This is a genomic window from Desulfovibrio piger, assembly GCF_951793255.1.
Lineage (GTDB): Bacteria > Desulfobacterota > Desulfovibrionia > Desulfovibrionales > Desulfovibrionaceae > Desulfovibrio.
Genome location: NZ_OX636706.1, coordinates 883,809 through 904,222, shown reverse-complemented (window position 1 = coordinate 904,222; position 20,414 = coordinate 883,809). Strand labels below are relative to the sequence as shown.

Genomic DNA, 20,414 nt, shown 5'->3' with positions numbered 1-20,414 from the left:
CGGGAAACGTCCTCAGGCAGCCAGCCAGTACCTGCCCCAGAGCCAGACCAGCAGCAGCATGGTCCCCTCACCGAAGCAGACACGGATCACGGCGGGCAGGAGACGGCGCACGTCCCCCGCGCAGCGGGAGCTGGTGAAGATGAAGACGAAGATGTTGCTGAACAGCACCGCCATGGCTGCCGGATAGGCCAGGCTGTAGGCCTTGGGGTAGCCTTCCAGCGAGATGGTCAGCCACAGGCACATGGCCGCGCAGACCAGCCAGCCGCAGACGGCGATGACGGAGCAGCCGAAGCAGCTCTTCTTTTCCTTGCCGGTATCCTGCATGCGTCGTCCCTCCGGCAGCTAGATGTCCAGATCCTGCACGCTCAGGGCGTTGCGTTCGATGAACTCGCGGCGGGGCTCCACCCGGTCGCCCATGAGTTCCTCGAAGGCGTCCGAAGCCTCGTTGGCGTCCTCCACCGAGACCTGCAGCAGCACGCGGTTCTCGGGGTTCATGGTGGTCACCCAGAGCTGTTCGGGGTTCATTTCACCAAGACCCTTGTAGCGCTGGATGTTGATGCCCTTGCGGGCCTCGTCCAGGGTCATCTGCATCAGGTCGAACACGTCGCCGGCCTGGCTGCTGCTGTCCTTGCGGCGCAGGCTGAAGCTCAGCTCGCCGCACTGCTCGCGCAGGTCGTTGAACAGCTGCCAGGTCTGCCGGTACAGGCGGGAGGCAAAGAACTCCATGCCCCGGCGGGTGTGGTGGCTGCCCGTGTTCTCGAACACGGCGAACACGCGGCCTTCGTCCTCGTCCTCGCTGTGTTCCCGTTCCAGGCTCAGGGCGTATTCGTGCTTCTCCAGCCAGGCCAGGAAGTCGGCATCGCGGGCTTCCAGCAGCTCGCGGTCCACGGCGCGGGGATAGGTGGCCAGGGCCAGGAACAGGGGACGCGGCATGCCGGTGCTCTCGGCATCGGCCACGCGCAGCTCGATCTTCTCGATGGTCTCCATGAGGCGGATCAGGTCGCTGCCCGTGTATTCCCGCCCGTTGGCGGCCACCACGGTCACGTCCTCGCTCACGCGGTTGAGCAGGAACTCGTTGAGCTCGGCGTCGTCCTTGATGAACTTTTCCATGCGCGCGTTGTGCACACGGTACAGGGGCGGCTGCGCGATGTAGACGTAGCCCTTCTCCACCATCTCCTGATACTGCCGGAAGAAGAAGGTCAGCAGCAGGGTGCGGATGTGGGCGCCGTCCACGTCGGCGTCCGTCATGATGATGATCTTGTGGTAGCGCAGCTTGTCGAGGTCGGTGTCCTCTTCGCCGATGCCCGCGCCCATGGCCGTGATGAGGGCCTTCACTTCCTTGTTGGCCAGCATCTTGTCGAAGCGGGTGCGCTCGGTGTTCAGGATCTTGCCGCGCAGGGGCAGGATGGCCTGGTTGCGCGGGTTGCGGCCCTGCTTGGCGGAGCCGCCTGCGGAGTCACCTTCCACGATGAACAGTTCGGATTCCGCGGGGTCCTTGCTCTGGCAGTCGGCCAGCTTGCCGGGCAGGGAATTGTCCGAGAGCGCGCCCTTGCGGCGCACCAGTTCCTTGGCGCGGCGGGCGGCGTCGCGGGCGCGGGCGGCGTCCACGGCCTTGTCGATGATCAGGCGGATGTCCTTGGGGTTCTCCTCAAAGTAGACCGTGAGCCTGTCATAGACCATGCCGGCCACCATGCCGGCCACTTCGCTGTTGCCGAGCTTGGTCTTGGTCTGGCCTTCGAACTGGGGCTGGGGCAGCTTGACGCTGATGACGGCCGTAAGGCCCTCGCGCACGTCGTCGCCCGACAGGGCCGTGCCCTTGAACTTCTTGGTCAGGTCGGGCTGGTTCTTCACATAGCCGTTGATGGCGCGGGTGAGCGCCGTACGGAAGCCCACCAGATGCGTGCCGCCTTCCTTGGTATGGATGTTGTTGGCGAAGGTGAGGATGGTCTCCTTGTAGCCGGCGTTGTACTGGAGGGCAAAGTCGATGGCCACATTGTCCACCACGCCTTCGGCCATGATGATGGGGTGGATGCCCTGCTGGCCGGAGTTGAGGTCGCTCACGAACTGGCGGATGCCGCCCTCGGCGTGGAAGACGTGGGTCTCGCTGGTGCGCTCGTCGATGCACTCGATGTACAGGCCCTTGTTGAGGTAGGCCAGCTCCTCGAAACGCTTCTTGAGGGTGTCGTAGGAGAATTCCAGCACCTCGAAGATCTGCTCGTCGGGCTGGAAGCGCACCGTGGTGCCGTGGCCGTCGGCCTCGCCGATGACCGTCAGCTGGTCCTGCGGCACGCCGCGGGAATAGTGCTGGCGGTAGCGCTTGCCGTCACGGCGCACCGTGACCGTCAGCCACTCGGACAGGGCGTTGACGCAGGACACGCCCACGCCGTGCAGGCCGCCGGAGACCTTGTAGCTGTTGTTGTCGAACTTGCCGCCGGCGTGCAGTTTGGTCATGACCACCTGCACCGCGGGCACGCCTTCCTTGGGATGGATGTCCACGGGGATGCCGCGGCCGTCGTCGCGCACGGTGACGCTGTTGTCGGCGTGCAGGATGACGGTGATGCGGGTGCAGAAGCCGGCCATGGCCTCGTCGATGGAGTTGTCCACCACTTCGTACACCAGATGGTGCAGGCCGCGCACGTCGGTGGAACCGATGTACATGGCCGGGCGCTTGCGCACCGCGGACAACCCTTCGAGAATGGTAATGGATGAGGCGTCGTAGCTGGAGGCCATGTCAGGAGCCATTAAACATCTTCCTCGCTATAATAGGTGGATTCGGAAATCTTCATGGGCATGATGATGACCGTGTACTCGTTGTCTTCGGAACCGCGGATGCCGCAGGGGCCCTCGGCGCCGGTCAGGATCATGTCCACGCTGGGCGAACTGAAGTGGCCCAGCACGTCCATGAGGTTGCGGGTGGGGAAGGCGATGCGGCTGATGTCGCCGCGGTAGGTCACTTCCAGGCTCTCGTTGGCCGAACCGGTGTCCTGCCCCTGGGCGGAGAGGCGCACTTCGTTGTCGCCCAGGTCGAGATAGGCGCAGCGGTCGCTGTCGGTGTTGAAGATCTGGATGCGGCCCAGGGCCTCGATGGCTTCCTTGCGGTTGACGGTGAGCAGGCTCACGCCGTCGCCTTCCAGACGGCTCATGAACACCGTGTAGTCGGGATAGTCATGACCGGCACGCGGCACGGACAGGCTCTCGGCACCGTCCAGGGTACGCAGGTACAGGCGCTTGTCGGTGATGTTGAGCTCGATCTCGTCCACGCCCAGCCACTTCTTCATGTCCTGCAGGTACTTCTTCTGGATGAGCACGCCCTCTTCGGGCAGACGGGCGGCCAGATCGTCATGGGTGAAGGAGACCAGGGCGAACTGGTGGCCGTTGAGGCCGCAGACGTCGATACGGCCGTTGCCGCAAGGCTTCATGTACAGGCAGGTGATGGCGTCGGTGGCGTCGTCGTCGCTGATGCAGAAGACCACACGATCCAGCACGTCCTGCAGGAAGTCGCCCGACCAGGTCACCGGGGACTCGGCCGGGAATTCGGAAAAGTTCTGGAACCACTCGGCCCCGCTCACAGGCAGCTTGTACGTGCGGCGGCCCTGTTCCAGCAGCAGGTTGCCGGTGCTCTCGTCCAGCGTGAGCTGGAGCACGCCCGCAGGCAGCTGGCGCACCAGATCCACGAAAGCGCGGCCCTGCACACCGATGAGGCCGGGCTGCTTCACTTCGGCAGGATAACGGCCGGTGAATTCGATATTGGCGTCCGTAGCCATGATGGACAGGCTGCCCTTCTCGGCCTTCAACCAGATGGAACGCAGGTAGGCGGCTCCTGCTTTGGCAGGGATGATGGCTGCCGCTTTCTGCAGGCCTTCGATGATCTGTTCTTTATTAACAGAAAGTTTCATAAAAGAATCCTTGTAATAATTGATGCCTGTGCTTTTGTGCGGAACATATGCAACAGGCTGTTTTTACTTGAAATTTTTACTATCCCTTTAAGCACTGCCCGTCTACGCCCCGAACACTTCGTCCGTGGGGGAGCTGTCCGGCTGTTCCTGATGTGCGCATTTCTCCAGTCTGGCGACAAGGTGTTGCACATCTTTGTTACTTTCCAGCATTTTTCCAATCTTTTTAACCGCATGGATGACGGTACTGTGGTCGCGTCCGCCAAAGGCCCGGCCCAGTTCGGGATAGGAGAGGCCCAGATGGCGACGGCAGACGTACATGGCGGCCTGCCGGGCCATGACCAGCCGCGCGTGGCGTCCCGTGCCCGTGATGTCGGCGGGGGCGGCATCGCAGCAGCGTGCGGCCTCGGCCAGGATCTGTTCGTGGCCGGCATGGCAGGCCTGCACCGGTCCCGTACGGGCCAGACGTTCCAGATCGTCCAGGCTGGGATGCCGGGCGGCATCATCTTCCCAGGCGGACTTGACCCGGAGCAGCAGAGAACGCAGGCCGTGGAAATGGGCCGCGCGCCGCGCCATGAGGCGCAGATGTTCGCGGGGCAGGTCCAGGGCGTTCTCCCGGCAGCATTGCTGCAGGTAACGCATGCGGGCTTCCATGTCCGGCGGGGTCAGTTCGGCGGAGAACAGTTGCCGGACGCTGGCGGCGGGGCTGGGTTCCCACGCTCCGAGGGCATCGGGGCCGCCCTCCAGGGCGAGGACCACCGGGGCCTTTTCGGGGCGATGCGCCAGCAGGGCCGCCAGCAGGCGCTGGGAACGGGGCTGTCCGCCCAGGGTCTGGATATCGTCCAGGAACAGGGCCTCGGCCTGTTGCCAGAACAGGGGGGCCGTCTGTTCCTCCAGAGGACAGTGCTGAAAAAAACGGGCCGCCGGGGCCAGGATGACGCGCAGGCCCTGCCGGGCGAGGGACGCGGCCATGTGCTGCAGCAGATGGCTCTTGCCCGTGCCTTTTTCGCCGTGGAGCAGGAAGGGGCTGTGCCCGGGCTCCCGCAGGGCGACGGCCCTGGCCATGGCCAGGGGGAAGGCATTGCGGGCGCCGCCCGGCAGCGGCATCTTGTCCCTGCTGCCGTCGGCATGGAAAAAGAGGGCGTCCGGGATGCGGGCCGGGGCCACTTGCGGCGCCGGGCCCCGGGGCAGGCACCGCCCGGGCAGGACATATTCCAGCCGGGGGGCGTCGGCGTCCGGCCAGGCGGCCTTCACGGCTGCCGAAAAATCCGTTTTGTGCGGCGCGAACCAGCGGGCGAAGTAGATATGGGGAAAGGTGATCCGCAACACATTGCCGGACGGGAGGTATTCCATGACCAGACCATCCAGCCAGGGCGCTCCTCCGCCATCCGGGCCACCGGGGATGCCGCCGAGCAGATGCCGGCGCAGGCGGTGGCGAAAATCCTGAAGGGAAACATGTGCATTTGTCATGAGCGGCCCCTTGCGATCCGGGACCTTCTTCCGGTCGTCGCAAAGATGTTTTTATAGCATAAAAACGTCCGCTAAACAAGTCCGCGTCTCGTTCTCAGGCGCGGCGGATGGGTCAGGAAGGCTTGCATTTGGACGGTGAGCCTTTTTGCCTTTTTCTGTGTGGGGGGATACGGCAGCGCAAAACAAAAGCCCCCAGCAGCCTGCCTGTACGGACTGCCGGGGGCCGGATCCTTAACTGTGTCACTTATGACACTTTTGTGCGTATCTCTATTAACATATTGTTTTTATTATTTTTTATCAACGAACGTCTCAGGCAGGAGCCAGGCGGCCAGGGCACTGACGGCAGCCAGGAGAGCCAGCGGGGCAAAGGCCCATGTCCAGGGCTGGGAAAGGCCCGCCTGCTGGGCAAAGGAAAGCAGCGCCCCGGAGATCAGCTGGAGCAGGGCCCCGCCCACGAACACCGAGGAGGCCAGGATGCCGCTCAGGCTGCCCACCATGCGGTTGCCGAAGCGTTCCCGGCCGGTGGCATAGCCTACGGGGCAGGGGCCGTTGGCCGCGATGCCCAGGCCCAGGGAGACCACGAACAGCAGGGGCACGCTCAGGCCGGCGCTGCCCAGGCTCAGGGCCGCGCCGGAGACGCAGGCCAGCAGGCTGGCCAGGACCATGGCCTTGCGCCGGGACTTGAGGCGCTTTTCGCTGATCCAGGTCAAAAGCGGCGTCCCGGCGATGAAGCCCACGGCGCCCATGGCCAGGATATTGCCGATGAGGCTGGGCGAAAGGCCGAAGGTCCCGCCCATGTAGACAGCGCCCCAGAGCCCGTGGAACACGAAATACTGCGACGGCAGGGTCAGGTACCAGACGACCATCTTCCAGAAGTCGGACTGCTTGGCCATGGCGGCCACGTCACGCAGCACGTCGGCCAGACGGATGCCGCTGCAGGTGGCCGCCAGATGGGGCGGCCAGTCCCGCACCACGGTATAGATGATGACGGTCAGGGAACAGGTCAGCACGGAAAGCGCAAGGAAGACCAGCCGCCAGCCCACCCAGTGGTTGGCCAGGGAAAGCGGGGTTGTGGCCAGCAGGCCGCCCATGCCGCCCGCGATGAAGAACAGGGTGCAGAGCCGGGAGAAGGTCTCGGGCGCGAACCAGCGGCTGAACAGGGTGAAGGAAGAGGACATGACCCCGGCCATGCCCAGACCGTTGAGCAGACGCCCGGCCACGGCCATGGGCAGACTGTGGGCCGTGGCGAAAAGGAAGCCGCCCAGGGCCGCCACCAAGAACTGGCAGCTCAGCAGGCGGCGCGGGCCGAAACGGGTGGAGAGGATGCCGGAAAAGACCTGGGTAAGGGCATAGGCATACAGGTAGACGGAACCCAGCAGGCCCATGTCACCGGAGGAGAGCCCGAGGTCCTGCATGACGTCGGGGGTGACCACGGTGATGGCCACGTTCTGGATGAAGACCACCAGATAGGCTGAGGAAAGGACGAAGAACAGCCATTTTTTGTAGGAAAGATGCAAAGACACGGAAAACCCCACGAAAGCGTCCTGTGACGCTGCTGCGATGATGATTGTTTGTTGCGTGAGCAACATCTATACGGCAGGCGCAAGAAAATCAAGAGGGGATGTTTTTATTATTATCTTTATTTTCAGTATGTTATGATATTTACGCACATGTTGACACAAGGAACACCCCTCAGGAAGGGCATGGTGCGCGCCGTGTTCCCCGTCCGGAGGGGACGGCGGGCATCTTGCTGGACAACTGACGGGCGCGCAGGCTATATGCCATACTGTTTGGAGTGTACCGCATGAAGAAAACAGGACTTGCAGTCTTTTTCGTCCTCGTGATCCTCCTTGGCCTGCTGGCCGGACAGCTGGGCATAGCCCACCTGCCCTGGAGCTCAGAGGATACAGATACGGCTCCCGGCCAGGCCGTGACGGAACAGGCCGCCGAGGCCCCGGCCCGCGACGGGGAGGCAACGGCCCCCGCGACCGGGACGGAAGACGCCGGGCAGGAAAAAGCCCCTGCCGCTCCCGAAACTGCTGCCACTGCCGCAGAGGCAGAGACGGACCAGGATGCCCAGCCCGCGGTGCCCCTGCCCGAAGGGGCCGAGATCATCAACGGCGAGGCCGTGGTGCACGGCACGGTGGAAAAGGGCGATACCGTCAGCAAGATCATCGAGGGCAACACCTCTTCCGGATCCCATCCTTATGTGAGCGCCGCCCGGCAGGTCTTTTCCATGCGGGCCTTCCGTACCGGCCAGCCCTACACCATTGTGGTTGACCCCGCTTCCGGCCAGCTCAAGCGATTCGAGTACGAGATCGACGCCAGCCGCCGTCTGGTGGTGGAAGGAGCGGAAGAGCCCGTGGCCCGCGTGGAGCCCATCGAATATGTGACCACCCTCGCCCAGGTGGAAGCCACCATCGACGACAATCTCTTCCAGGCCGTGGCCGACATCGGCGAAAGCCCGCAGCTGGCCCTGACCCTGGGCAGTCTGTTCGGCTCGGAGATCAACTTCATCCGCGACCTGCAACCCGGCGACAGTTTCAAGGTGCTGGTGGAAAAACGCTACCGCGACGGCGAATACAAGGGCTATGGCCGCGTGCTGGCCGCCCATTTCACCAACACGGGCACCACCTACGAGGCCTATCTGTTCCGCGACGGCAAGAACCGGCCGCAGCATTACAACGCCAAGGGCGAGAACCTGCGCAAGACCCTGTTGCAGGCGCCGCTGGCCTTCACCCGCGTGACGTCCCGCTTCTCGCACAACCGCAAGCATCCCATCCTCGGCTACAGCCGTCCGCATCTGGGCGTGGACTACGGCGCGCCCACCGGTACGCCGGTCAAGGCCGTGGGTGACGGCGTGGTCACCCGGCGCAGCTGGGCCGGAGGCTACGGCAACCAGGTCATCATCAAGCATTCGGCCGGGCTGGAATCCATGTATTCCCATCTGTCCGGCTATGCCCGCGGCCTGCGCAACGGTCAGCGCGTGCGCCAGGGCCAGGTCATCGGCTTCGTGGGCAGCACGGGCCTTTCTTCCGGGCCGCATCTGGATTTCCGCCTGCGGCAGAACGGCAAGTTCGTCAATCCGGCCAAGGCCATCAACCCGCGCGGCGAGAGCGTGCGCAAGGCCTCCATGGACCGCTTCCGCAAGACCGTGGAAAAGGAACGCGCCCTGCTGCTGGGCCAGACCTCGCTGCTGGAATATGATGTGGACAGCATCGTGCCCGTGGATGATGTGGAGCCTTCCGCCAAGTAGCGGTCATGATGTTTTTGGGCAGTACGCCAATGGGAACGCCCCGTGCCATGCACGGGGCGTTCGTTTTTTGGGGGAAAGTCCCCCCTTTGACCAGTGCCCAAAGGAGTTGCCTCCCCCCAAGCCCTCCATCCCCCTCCAAATGCACTTTCTCCGAGGGGGCCTGTCCCGCTCCTGAAAAGCAAAAGCCCCTGTGGAGGGGCTTTTGCTGAAGCAGGGGGCCGTAGCCGCAACTGTTGCGGAAGCCCGGGGGAGGAAGTCTTCCCCCGGGACTGTTTCACGTGATTACTGCCCGTCTCCGGGAAGGCTGAGATCATAGGGGATGCCGGAGAAATAGCGCGTCAGCAGCTGGTGGAGCTGCGGGTAGAAGGTGGTGCGGTTGTCCCCGGCGTCCAGCAGCTGGTCCAGGCGGTGCACGCCGGTGGAGACGCCCGGCCGGAGCTGGTCCGGCGGCGGCAGGGTGATCCAGCGGGTGCCCTGGAGCTTCCGGCTGCCGCCAAGGCCCTGCCTGTCCGTATTGATGAGCATGTGGATGCTGCCGTCGAAGCCCATGTAGACATCGTGCGGGGTGAAGGCACCGGACAGGCGGTTGGCGAGGAAGCGCAGCAGCCGGCTTTGCCCCCGGCTTTCCTGCACGGGGCGCAGGGCTGCCAGAAAGGCATTGATGGCCGCCTTTGCCTCGCCGTGCTTGCCCTTGGTCCAGCGGCTGCCTTCCAGCAGGCCGTGCAGGGCCGTGGCGGCATCGTCGCGGCCGGATTCCAGGCAGACGGCCAGCTGTTCCGCCACGCCGGTCTCCTTGCGGATGGCGTTGTCGAGGAGCCTGCCGCAGGCCACGGCCGCGTCCCTGCCCTTTTCCAGCAGCCTCAGGCCGTCCTGCAGGGCCGCGCGTGCCACCACGCCGCCTTCCTGATCCTGCAGACCGCCAAGGATGCGTTCCACGCTCTGCCGGATCAGGTCGAGGCCCTCCCGGGCGCCGTCGGTATCCAGTCCGCGCGCTTCGGGCTGGGCGCTGTGTACGGTGGGGTTCTCCGTCTGCATCCGGGCCAGGGTCAGGTTGGCCATGAAACGGGCGACGGACGTGCGCAGTTCCGTGATGGCCTGCTGCCGGTGTTCCGGCTCGCGCGGGCCGTTGGTACGCAGGCGCAGGGCCAGACGGCTGATCTGGAGCCCCTGGGAGATGATGCTGTCCGCCTGCGGCAGCCGGGCGCGCTGCAACAGCGCTCCCGCGTGGCCCACCACCTGATGCAGGGCGCGCGCCTGCTCAAGGGCATCCAGGCGGCTCTCGGCCTGGTCGGTCCCGGCAAGCTGGAAGACGGGGCGGTCCATGGCCGGTTCGAGGTGGCGCAGCAGATCGGCCCGCCCTTCCTGGAAGCGTCGGCGCACGTCTTCCGGCATCCGGGCATCTCCTGTCCTCCGGTCGATGACGGACAGAGCGTCCCTGACGGCCCAGGCATCCGTGGCGGGAGAGCGCAGGGCCTCGATGAGCGTGTCGCAGGCCCGGCCCCATTCCTGACGGTCCATGTCCGGGGGCAGGTCGCTTTCGGCCAGCTCGTGCAGCAGCAGGCAGGCCCGGCAGCGGCTGTCCCGCTGCGCCAGTTCGCCCAGACCTTCCGTCAGCTGGCCGTACAGGCGGGAGATGTCCCGTATCTGCCGGCGTGCCTGCCGGATGCCCTGCCGGAACGGGTCCGCATCGGGGCGAACCGTGTCCGCCGGGGTGCTGTCCCCGCTCGCGGGCCGGTCGCCGCGTTCGAGGGCGGCCAGCTCCTGCCGGACGAAGTCCGCGTCGATGCGGCGGAAGTCCTGCCCTTCCTGCCCCAGGCTCTCCGGCGTATCCAGATGGCGCAGGGCCAGCCCGCAGACATCGTCCAGGGCGCAGTGGATGGCCCGGCGCATCTTTTCGTCCACCTGATGCTGGACGTGGGCAAAACTGTCCGCATCAGCCGTCAGCCTGTCCTGCAGCACGGCGTCCACGGCTTCCAGGGCCGCTTGCAGGGTGTCCCGGGCCTCGCCCGTGAAACGGGCCAGGGTGGCCTGGCGTTCCTGCAAGGCCTGCCGGGCTTCTTCCCTGAAGGTGATGCGGCCCAGGAAGAAGTCCCGCAGGGCGGCGGGGCTGAAACGGGAACGATAGGGGTGCGGGGCCGTTTCGGGGGGCGTGTCATCGACCGGTGCGGCGGAAGCCGTTCCCAGGTCGGTGGCCCGAGCCTCCACCCGGGCGGCCATGTCGTCCGCGCCGGTGTGCAGGGCATCCCGGATCAGGGCCAGGTCGGCGGCCATGTCCGCCTGCCCGTCATCGAGGTCGGCGATGACGGCATCCAGCAGGCCGCTCGTCTGCAGCTGCCGCAACTCCACGGCCCGTTGCGGGGCTTCCTCGCGCAGGATGGCCATGTTGCGGCGCACACGGGTCTGGAGCAGTTCGGCATAGTCCGCGCCCCGGCTGGTCATGGGGCGCGCCGCCTGCCGCAGTCCGGCCAGCTCCCGCAGGGCCGATTCCAGATCCGCACGGCGCTGGGGATCGTCGGGCGCACCGGCAGCGGCATTGCGCAGATGGCCCAGTATCCTGCCCGTCTGGGCGCTGAAGTCTTCCAGCCCGCGACGGAACTTGCCCTGGGCACGCCAGCTTGCCGGGGTGAGGCTGTCCAGCAGCTTGGCGAACCAGCGCCCCACCGTTTTGGGCGGGCCCGGGATGCGGTCGGTCTGCCGTGTGCCCGGCTCCAGTACTTCCATGCTGTGCCTGCCAAGGCGGCCCATGCCGCCCAGGGCGTCATAGCCGAAATCCGTATCGAGACTGATGTAGCGTGTCTGCGTTGCCTGCACTGGTCCTGGCATGGCGTCCCCCTTCATTATGAATATGGTTGTGAGCGGCGGCGTGGCGGCCTTCTCCGGCTGTCGCGACCGGGCAGGCGGGCGTGGGATTCCCCGCGGCGGTGATGCCCTGTGGTCGCCTGTGCGGCACGGGGCCGGTGCGGGGCTCTGCAGGGCCAAGGAGTTCCGCACAGTTCCTTTGCGGCGCTGTCACCGCTGAGATAGGTCTCCCGGACGCGGAGCTCCGGCCAAAATCGCCCCGGTATATGGTGCCGGAAGACGGCAGCAGGCAGCGGGGCCTTCCCGTCTAGCGGCCCTGTTGCATCACATCGGCCCAGTGGGCCAGGACATCCAGAAAATCTTCCAGCGCGGTGAAGAGCGTCCCTTCCCCGGCTTCGGCCGCCGCCACGCGGGCAAAGGCCATGATCTCCTCACCGTCCAGGCCGAAAAGCGTGTTGCCGCTCTCCCGGCCCAGGCAATGGGCCCGCATCATCCGGGCCATCAGTTCCCTGCCCTGCTCACCGGCAGGGAGCGTCCCCAGGCGGGCATACAGATAGATGGCGTCCTCGTCGTCCGTGACTTCAAGGTCCACGATGAAGCGGCCGTCGAAGCGCAGGCGGCACAGACCGTCCCCGTTGAATGCCAGGGCGGCCCCGGTCTGGCGTGAAAGCGCGTCCAGCATCTGGTGCGGTATCATAGTTGCTCCGGTCGTTGAAGATGTGAAGGATGCCTGCCCGGCCTGTCCGTGATGTCTGTACGGGCAGATGCATCAACAGTGCCAGCACTCCCGGCAGGGACAGTGCCCGTGTCATGGCTGTGTTTCGGGACGTCCTGCGCAGGAGAGAGGAAAAAGGGGTGGGAAAAATGCTGTCATGGCCGTCCGCTGGCGTGAACGCCGTTGGCGGCCCGGCCGGGACGGCCTTGCGGGCCGTCCCGGGATACGGGGGTGCCCTCTTTTCGGAGAGCGCGGAATTTAAAAAATTATCGTTTAAAAACAGATAGTTGCGCTTGTTGTGCACATCTGTGTGCGCATCAGGCATGGCGCAGCAGTTTGGCTGCGAAGGCCGCGGCGCCGAAACCGTTGTCTATATTGAGGACGGCCAGGCCGGGCACGCAGGAGCAGAGCATGCTGTGGAGGGCGGCCATGCCGCCCGCGCCCACGCCGTAGCCCACGGACGTGGGGACGGCCAGCACCGGGCAGGGCACCAGCCCGGCCAGCACGCCGGGCAGGGCGCCTTCCATGCCGGCCACGGCGATGATGAGGCGGGCGGCGCGCAGATCCCGGATGTGCGGGGCAAGGCGGTGCAGCCCGGCCACGCCCACATCGGTGAGGAAGCCGCAGTCGTGGCCCCAGAAGCGCAGCGCTCCGTAGGCTTCGGCGCCCACGGGGATGTCGGCCGCTCCGGCCGTGACCACCATGATCTCGCCCCTTTCGGGCCACGGCGGGCCCAGCTCCGGCACTTCCCGGCCTTCACCGCCCAGACAGAAAAGACGGCATTGCGCCCAGTAGCGTCCTGCGGGGAATTCGCGTTGCAACAGGGCCCCCTGCGCTTCCGAAGCGCGGCTGACCAGCACGGGGGCGCCGCGAAGGCTGAGGCCGCGCACGGCCCCCACCAGGGCCCCGTCGGTCTTGCCCTGGGCGAAGACGACCTCGCCCAGGCCGGTACGCAGGGCGCGTTCATGATCCAGATGCAGGCCCTGCAGGCTGTCGGCCGCAGTGGCGTCTCCCAGATGCCGCAGGGCCTGTTCCGGCGGGATGTCCCCCCGGGCCACGGCCTGCAGCAGGCTTTCGATAGCTGTATGATCCATCCCCTGCATATAGGGCAAAGGACATCGCTTGTCAGCAGCGGATGGAGGGCCGGTTCCCGCGCTCTTCTTGAGTTTCTGCCGGAATGCCCCTATAGTTGTCCGTTGCCCGAATCTTTGCGGGCAATAAATTCCGTGCCTTTTTTCGGAGTGCCCATGCTTGATTATATCCGTTCCAATGCCCAGTCCTTTGGCGTCAAGGTAGCCTTCGCCATCATCATCCTCGTCTTCATGTTCTGGGGCGTCGGCAGCCTGACCGACGGCGGTTCCAGCAATGTGGTGGCCAAGGTCAACGGTGAGGCCATCACGGCCCAGCAGTTCGAGCAGGCCTATCAGCGGGCCGCCGAATACGCCATGCGCAACGATCCCTCCCTGACCCGTGAGGCCCTGGTGCAGCAGAAGCTGGGCCGTCAGGTGCTCAACGAGCTCATCAGCGCCCAGCTGATCCGTCAGGAAGCCGCCCGCGTGGGGATGACCGTGAGCCCTGAAGAGATGCATTATGTGGTCTCCAAGCTGCCCGCGTTCCAGGACGCCCAGGGCAAGTTCGATCCCGAGGCCTACAAGCGCAACATCGAAGCCCAGCGCATGAGCGTGGCCGAATACGAACAGGGCCTGGCGGACAGCATCCTGCGTGACAAGGTGATGCGCACCGTGGCCGGCAGCGCCTGGGCCGCCGGTGACGAAGCCCGCAAGTACTATGATTTCCTCACCCAGCAGCGCACGGTGGAGTACCTGTACCTGCCCGCTGCCGATTTTGCCGCTTCGGTGAAGCCCACCGAGGAAGAGCTCAACGCCTGGTACGAGGCCCACAAGGCCGAGCTGGCCAGCCAGCCCCGCGTGGAAGTGGAATATGTGGCCGTGGCCCCCGAAGGTCTGGTGCGCCCCGAGAGCGTGAGCGCCGAGGCCGCCCTCAAGTGGTATGAAGCCAACAAGCAGCGCTTCCGCCAGCCCGAGCAGGTCAAGGTGGCCCACATCCTGGTGCCCCTGGCGGAGAACGCTCCCGAAGCGGCCGTGAAGCAGGCCATGGAAAAGGCCGTCCGCATCCGCAGCGAGGCGGAAAAGGGCGACTTTGCCGCCGTGGCCAATGCCAACAACGGCCCCAATGCCGCCGGCCCCGGCGGTGAGCTGGGCTGGATCCAGCGCGGCCAGACCGTGAAGCCTTTCGAAGATGCCGCCTGGGCCCTGCAGCCCGGCCAGATCTCCGAGCCCGTGCGCAGCCAGTTCGGCCTGCACATCATCAAGATGGAAGAGCGCAAGGACGCCAGCGTGCAGCCCTTTGCCGAGGTGGAAGCCGAAGTGCGCGCCACCCTGGCCAAGCAGGAAGGCGTGGAAAAGGTCAACGACGTGCTGGACAGCCTGATCGGTGACAACATCAACAACCGTCCCCTGCAGGAAAGCGCGGCCCGCGCCGGCAGCTACAAGGATGCCGACGGCAAGGAACAGCCCCTGCTCAAGGCCGAACGTACCGGTCTGGTGGGCCAGGCCGAACTGCAGAAGATCCTGGGCATCAGCGACGAGATGGCGGCCAGCCTGATGAAGGCCCCGGCCAACTCCCCTGTGGACACGGCCCTGGAAGCCGGTGACCGTTACCTGGTGGTGCGGGTGCTCACCTCCGAGCCGTCCACCACGCCCAGCCTGGACCAGGCCCGCGACCGCGTCATGAAGGCCCTGGTGGCGGAAAAGTCCCTGCAGGCCGCCATGGAAAAGGCCACTGCCATCCGCAAGGCCATGACCGACGGCGCGCTGCCCGCTGAAGACGCCGCCCGCGTGCAGAGCGCCGACCTGACCCGCGACGGCGCCCTGGCCGGCTTCGTGCCCAACCCGGCCATGAACCAGGTCATCTTCCGCGCCGCGCCGCAGACCTGGATCGACCAGGCCTTCAGCGTGTACGAGCAGGAAGACAGCAGCAAGTGCGGTGCCCTGCTCTGCCGTGTGACCGCCGTGGAACAGCCCAAGTCCGACGGCTGGGCCGGCATGGAGAACCTGCTCACCGAGCTGGTGCAGCGCAAGCGCGTGGAAGGCATGTACCAGACTTTCATGCGCATGCTGGAGCAGAAGGCCAAGATCGAAGTCTACAACAGCCGCGTGCTGGAAAGCGCCGGTATCTAGGAAAGATAAAGGCTGGGGGAGGAAACCCTCCTCCCCCAAAACCCGCTTATTAAAGGCTGCCCGCAAGGGCAGCCTCTTTTTTATTGTATGACATTGCCGGGCATGACCCGAAGTCACGGGACCATAACTACTCGCGGACGGTTGGCTTTTAGCTTGCGGGAACAGAAAGGCAGACCAGATGTCTCCAGGCGGCCATATGGATGGGAAAAGCACGCTTTTTCCGGGGATGCAAGGGGCGGGTCTCCGCCCTCCCGGCGTCCCCTCCTGAGGGGCACTTGCCGGGCCGGGACTTTACTGACAAAATAGCCGTTCCCTGCGGCATTTTTCCCTGATTTTTTCGGGCGCCGTACGTCCCGGAGCAGGGATTGCCCTGTGGGGCAAAACAGCATATGAGCGGTTTTTGGAAGGATGGGGGGAGTTTGAGGGGGGAAGGGAACCTTTTTTCCGCCAGGAAAAGGTTCCCTTCCCCCTCAAAAAAGCTCCCCTCTCCGCCATCCCTTATCGCATAGGAGGTCACCATGTGTGGCATTATCGGATATGCCGGGCACCGTCCGGCGGTGCCTGTGGTCATCGAAGGCCTGCGGCGTCTTGAATACCGCGGCTATGATTCCGCGGGCGTTGCCTGCGTGCAGCGCGGCGAGCTGTGCATCACCCGTGCCCAGGGCAAGCTTTCCGCCCTTGAGGAAAAGCTGGCCAAGGAGCCTGTTTCCATGGCCACCTGCGCCATGGGCCATACCCGCTGGGCCACGCACGGCGTGCCCGCCGAGCGCAATGCCCATCCCCATGCTTCCAACGACGGCCGCCTGGCCATCGTGCATAACGGCATCATCGAGAACTATCAGGAACTGAAGGAAGAGCTGCTGCAGAAGGGCTATGTCTTCCATTCCGAGACCGACACGGAAGTGCTGGTCAACCTCATCGCCGACTGCCACAAGCAGGAAGCCGACCTGCTCAAGGCTTTTGCCGCGGCCCTGCGCCGGGCCCACGGCGCCTACGCCGTCTGTCTCATGAGCCGGGAATATCCCGGTGAGATCTGGGCCGCGCGCATGTCCGCCCCGCTCATCTTCGGCATCGGCACGGGCGAGCACTTCGTGGCTTCGGACATCCCGGCCTTTTTGCCCTACACGCGCACGGTGGTCTTTCTGGAAGACGGCGAGATCGTGCACGCCACCAATTCCGAGTATGAGATCCTGAGCCTGGCCGACCTTTCCCCCGTGGAGCATGAGCCCCAGACCATCCAGTGGGACATGCAGGCGGCCCAGAAGGGCGGCTACCGCCACTTCATGCTCAAGGAGATCTTCGAGCAGCCCCAGGTCATCGTGGATGGCCTGAGCGGCCGCCTCAACGCCGCCCGTGACACCGTGCTCCTGCCCGAGCTGGACGCCCTGCCCGTACCGCGCCGTCTGCATATCGTGGCCTGCGGCACGTCCTACCATTCCGGCCTTTGGGCGCGGCATCTTATCGAGCCCTGGGCCAAGGTGCCGGTGCAGCTGGAGATCGCTTCCGAGTTCCGCTACCGCGAGAGCCTGCCCCTGGACAAGGACGACATGGTGCTGGTCATCAGCCAGAGCGGCGAGACCGCCGATACCCTGGCCGCTCTGCGCATCGCCCGCGAACACGGCGTGCCGGTGCTGGGCCTGTGCAACGTGGTGGGGTCGTCCATCGCCCGCGAGTCCTCGGCCGTCATCTACACCCAGGCCGGGCCCGAGATCAGCGTGGCCTCCACCAAGGCCATGTGCAGCCAGATGCTGATGCTGGCGCTGGTGGCCCTGTACTGGGGCGGCCGTCAGGGCATCATGGACGCGGCGGCCCGCGCCCGCCAGATCGCCCTGCTGGAATCCCTGCCCTCCCAGCTGGATGCCGCCCTGCCCGCCATGCACGAGAAGGCCCGCCAGCTGGCCCGTGCCTATGCCCAGGCCCGCAACTTCTTCTATCTGGGCCGCGGCCACTGCTACCCGCTGGCCCTGGAAGGGGCGCTCAAGCTCAAGGAGCTTTCCTACATCCATGCCGAAGGTTATGCCGCCGGCGAGATGAAGCACGGCCCCATCGCCCTCATCGATCCGGCCTTCCCCACCTTTGCCCTGGCTCTGGACGACGCCCTCTTCCCCAAGGTGAAATCCAACATCGTGGAAGTGCAGGCCCGTCAGGGCAAGGTCATCGCCCTGACCAATCCGGGCATGGATCTGGCCGTGGACGATGTCTGGGAGATCCCCGCCCTGCCCGCTCCCCTGGCCGGTTTCATGGCCCTGCCCGCCATGCAGCTGTTCAGCTACGAGATGGCCGATTATCTGGGCAAGGACGTGGACCAGCCCCGCAACCTGGCCAAGAGCGTGACCGTGGAATAGGGCCGCTCTTCCTTCCCTGACATATGAAAAAGGACGCCGTGAGGCGTCCTTTTTGCGTCTGGCCCCATGCGTCCACTGGAGCTCAAGAGAACTTTTTTTGCTGGTGGGGCCCGTTGGGGACCTTCAGCACAAAAAAATCATAGGAGTGGTGCCGCTTGGCACCCTTCAAGATAGAGTGCGTTCGGGGGAGGATGGAGGGCTTTTTGGGAAGGGCCCCTTTTCGCGCCAGTAAAGGGGGGGCTTCCCACCCCAAAAAACGCGCGCCCCTTCCGGGCATTGCCAAAGCATTTTGGCCTGTGGCATAGTATCTGGTGCAAAATTTCACGCCCGCCGGATGCTTGCGCATCGCCCCGTCGCCGTGGACGGGGAAAGGCCGGGCCTGCCTTTTATCGCCATCACGGCACAGCACAGACTACGCAGGAAGCAAGATGATCCAACTGAGCGACAAACCGGTCATTGTGCAGGGCAACACCCTGATGGAACAGGAAGAAGCCGCGGCGCGCGGCATCGACTGCGCCGCTGCCCGTCAAAATACCCTGGCCTGGAACATCCTGGCCGCCCACAACACGGCTGCCGGGGACGACCCCACCCTGCGCCTGCGTTTTGACGCCCTGGCCTCGCACGACATCACCTATGTGGGCATCATCCAGACGGCCCGCGCCAGCGGCCTGGAACGCTTCCCCATGCCCTACGCGCTCACCAACTGCCACAACAGCCTGTGCGCCGTGGGCGGCACCATCAATGAGGACGACCACCTCTTCGGCCTGACCGCCGCCCGCAAGTACGGCGGCATCTTCGTGCCGCCCCATCTGGCGGTCATCCACCAGTACGCCCGTGAAATGATGGCCGGTTGCGGCAAGATGATCCTGGGCTCCGACAGCCACACCCGCTACGGCGCCCTGGGCACCATGGCCGTGGGCGAAGGCGGCCCCGAGCTGGTCAAGCAGCTGCTGGGCAAGACCTATGACGTGGCCCGTCCCGAAGTGGTGCTGGTCTGGCTGGAGAACGCTCCCCGTCCCGGCGTGGGCCCGCAGGACATCGCCATCGCCCTCATCGGCGCCGTGTTCAAGAACGGCTTCGTCAAGAACCGGGTCATGGAATTCGCCGGCCCCGGCGTGGCGGGCCTTTCCGTGGAATACCGCTGCGGTATCGACGTCATGACCACCGAGACCACCTGCCTGTCCTCCATCTGGACCACGGACGACAAGGTGCGCGATTACCTGGCCATGCACGGCCGCGCCGACGATTACACCGAGCTGCGTCACGACAAGCCCGCCTGCTTCGACCGCTGCATCCGCGTGGACCTGTCCGCCATCGAGCCCATGATGGCCCTGCCCTTCCATCCCAGCAACGCCTATCCCGTGGCCGAAGTGGTGCGCCATGCCGACGAGCTGTTCGCCGCCGTGGAAGAAGAGGCCCGCAAGCAGTTCGGCAAGGCCGGTGAAGGCCTGAAGCTGCGCGACAAGATCCATGACGGCGGCGTCTGGGTGGACCAGGGCATCATCGCCGGTTGCGCGGGCGGTTCGTTCGAGAACTGCTGTATGGCCGCCTCCATCCTGGACGGCCGGAGCACCGGCTGCGGCGAGTTCTCGCTCTCCGTCTATCCCGCCAGCGAACCCCAGGCCATCGCCCTGGTGCGCAACGGCGCCGCTGCCAAGCTCATGGCCGCCGGTGCGGTCATCAAGAACGCCTTCTGCGGTCCCTGCTTCGGCGCGGGCGACACGCCGGCCCACGGCGCCCTGTCCATCCGCCACTCCACCCGCAACTTCCCCAACCGCGAAGGCTCCAAGCCCGGCAACGGCCAGATCTCTGCCGTGGCCCTCATGGACGCCCGCTCCATCGCCGCCACCGCCGCCAACGGCGGCCGCCTGACCCCGGCCACGGAACTGGATTGGGACAAGCTGGCCGTGGACACCACCTACACTTTCGATGCGGGCATCTACCAGCGCCGCGTCTACAACGGTTTCGGCAAGGCCGATGCCGCCGCGGAACTCAAGCGCGGCCCCAACATCGCCGACTGGCCGTCCATGAGCCCCCTGCCGGAGAACCTGGTGCTGCCGCTGGCTTCGGTCATCACCGACCCCGTGACCACCACCGACGAGCTCATCCCCTCGGGCGAGACCTCGTCCCTGCGTTCCAACCCGCTCAAGCTTTCCGAGTTCACCCTGTCGCGCAAGGATCCCGCCTATGTGGGCCGCGCCAAGGACGTGCAGGCCATGGAAAAGGCCCGTCTGGCCGATCCTGCCGATGCCGCCCTGCTGGCGAAGCTGGAAGGCATGCTGGCCCCCCTCAAGGCCGCGCAGCCTGAGGTCTATGCCGCGGTGCTGGGCGCCGGTCTGAAGGACACCGGCATCGGTTCCACCATCTTCGCCCTCAAGCCCGGTGACGGCTCCGCCCGCGAACAGGCCGCTTCCTGCCAGAAGGTGCTGGGCGGCTGGGCCAACGTGGCCGCCGAATACGCCACCAAGCGCTACCGTTCCAACCTCATCAACTGGGGCATGCTGCCCCTGCTGGCCGATGCCGCTCTGGCGCAGAAGCTCAGCGTGGGCGACTGCTTCGTCCTGCCCGGCATCCGTACCGCCGTGGAACAGGATGCCGCCGGCATCACCGGCTGGCTGGTGAGCGCTGCCGGGGCCGTGGAGGCCGTGGAACTGCGCCTGGGCGACCTGACCGCCGACGAACGCCAAATTATTCTGGACGGCTGCCTCATCAACTTCTACAACCACAACTAACGCT

General features: G+C 65.4%; 12 protein-coding genes. 4 read left to right on the top strand and 8 right to left on the bottom strand.

The genetic code is table 11. The annotated features are described in order from the left end of the window. Nucleotides 1–12 precede the first annotated feature (12 nt). The 5 genes from Q4I12_RS04225 to Q4I12_RS04205 all read right to left on the bottom strand — a co-directional run bounded on the left by Q4I12_RS04225 (nucleotide 13) and on the right by Q4I12_RS04205 (nucleotide 6,886). A complete protein-coding gene (locus Q4I12_RS04225; protein WP_168936016.1) occupies nucleotides 13–324 on the bottom strand; it encodes a hypothetical protein in 312 nt (103 codons plus the stop codon). Between the two features lie 18 nt (nucleotides 325–342). Then, nucleotides 343–2,742 carry a DNA topoisomerase (ATP-hydrolyzing) subunit B gene (gyrB, locus tag Q4I12_RS04220; protein WP_300645597.1) on the bottom strand — a complete coding sequence of 800 codons (2,400 nt, stop codon included), beginning with the start codon at nucleotides 2,740–2,742 and terminating at the stop codon, nucleotides 343–345. Next, on the bottom strand, nucleotides 2,742–3,896 hold the full coding sequence (gene dnaN / locus Q4I12_RS04215; RefSeq protein WP_168936014.1) for a DNA polymerase III subunit beta: 1,155 nt from the start codon (nucleotides 3,894–3,896) through the stop codon (nucleotides 2,742–2,744). The genes gyrB and dnaN overlap by 1 nt, the downstream gene beginning before the upstream one ends. A gap of 102 nt (nucleotides 3,897–3,998) precedes the next feature. After that, nucleotides 3,999–5,363 carry a DnaA/Hda family protein gene (locus tag Q4I12_RS04210; RefSeq protein WP_302260701.1) on the bottom strand — a complete coding sequence of 455 codons (1,365 nt, stop codon included), beginning with the start codon at nucleotides 5,361–5,363 and terminating at the stop codon, nucleotides 3,999–4,001. Nucleotides 5,364–5,650: 287 nt separating this feature from the next. Continuing rightward, nucleotides 5,651–6,886: an MFS transporter gene (locus Q4I12_RS04205; protein ID WP_302260700.1), complete on the bottom strand. Its 1,236-nt coding sequence runs from the start codon at nucleotides 6,884–6,886 to the stop codon at nucleotides 5,651–5,653. Nucleotides 6,887–7,167: 281 nt separating this feature from the next. Here Q4I12_RS04205 and Q4I12_RS04200 point away from each other — a divergent pair, with 281 nt between their 5' ends. Continuing rightward, on the top strand, nucleotides 7,168–8,619 hold the full coding sequence (locus Q4I12_RS04200) for a M23 family metallopeptidase (RefSeq protein WP_302260699.1): 1,452 nt from the start codon (nucleotides 7,168–7,170) through the stop codon (nucleotides 8,617–8,619). A 282-nt stretch (nucleotides 8,620–8,901) separates the two neighbouring features. Here Q4I12_RS04200 and Q4I12_RS04195 read toward each other — a convergent pair whose 3' ends face one another. From Q4I12_RS04195 to larB, 3 genes are all read right to left on the bottom strand, one after another. After that, a complete protein-coding gene (locus tag Q4I12_RS04195; RefSeq protein WP_302260698.1) occupies nucleotides 8,902–11,442 on the bottom strand; it encodes an amino acid adenylation domain-containing protein in 2,541 nt (846 codons plus the stop codon). A 283-nt stretch (nucleotides 11,443–11,725) separates the two neighbouring features. Further along, entirely contained in the window at nucleotides 11,726–12,115 is a 390-nt protein-coding gene (locus tag Q4I12_RS04190; protein ID WP_302260697.1) for a type III secretion system chaperone, read from the bottom strand. Between the two features lie 335 nt (nucleotides 12,116–12,450). Continuing rightward, nucleotides 12,451–13,227, bottom strand: coding sequence for a nickel pincer cofactor biosynthesis protein LarB (gene larB / locus Q4I12_RS04185; protein ID WP_168936008.1), 777 nt, complete (start codon nucleotides 13,225–13,227; stop codon nucleotides 12,451–12,453). A 153-nt stretch (nucleotides 13,228–13,380) separates the two neighbouring features. On the opposite strand from larB, the gene Q4I12_RS04180 reads away from it, so the two are divergent. The 3 genes from Q4I12_RS04180 (at nucleotide 13,381) to Q4I12_RS04170 (ending at nucleotide 20,410) form a co-directional block, all read left to right on the top strand. Beyond that, complete coding sequence (locus Q4I12_RS04180) at nucleotides 13,381–15,333, top strand: SurA N-terminal domain-containing protein (RefSeq protein WP_297159422.1); 1,953 nt, start codon at nucleotides 13,381–13,383, stop codon at nucleotides 15,331–15,333. Nucleotides 15,334–15,851: 518 nt separating this feature from the next. Next, nucleotides 15,852–17,678, top strand: coding sequence for a glutamine--fructose-6-phosphate transaminase (isomerizing) (glmS, locus tag Q4I12_RS04175; RefSeq protein WP_168936065.1), 1,827 nt, complete (start codon nucleotides 15,852–15,854; stop codon nucleotides 17,676–17,678). Nucleotides 17,679–18,106: 428 nt separating this feature from the next. Next, entirely contained in the window at nucleotides 18,107–20,410 is a 2,304-nt protein-coding gene (locus Q4I12_RS04170; protein ID WP_204674526.1) for a hydratase, read from the top strand. The last annotated feature ends 4 nt before the right edge of the window (nucleotides 20,411–20,414 follow it).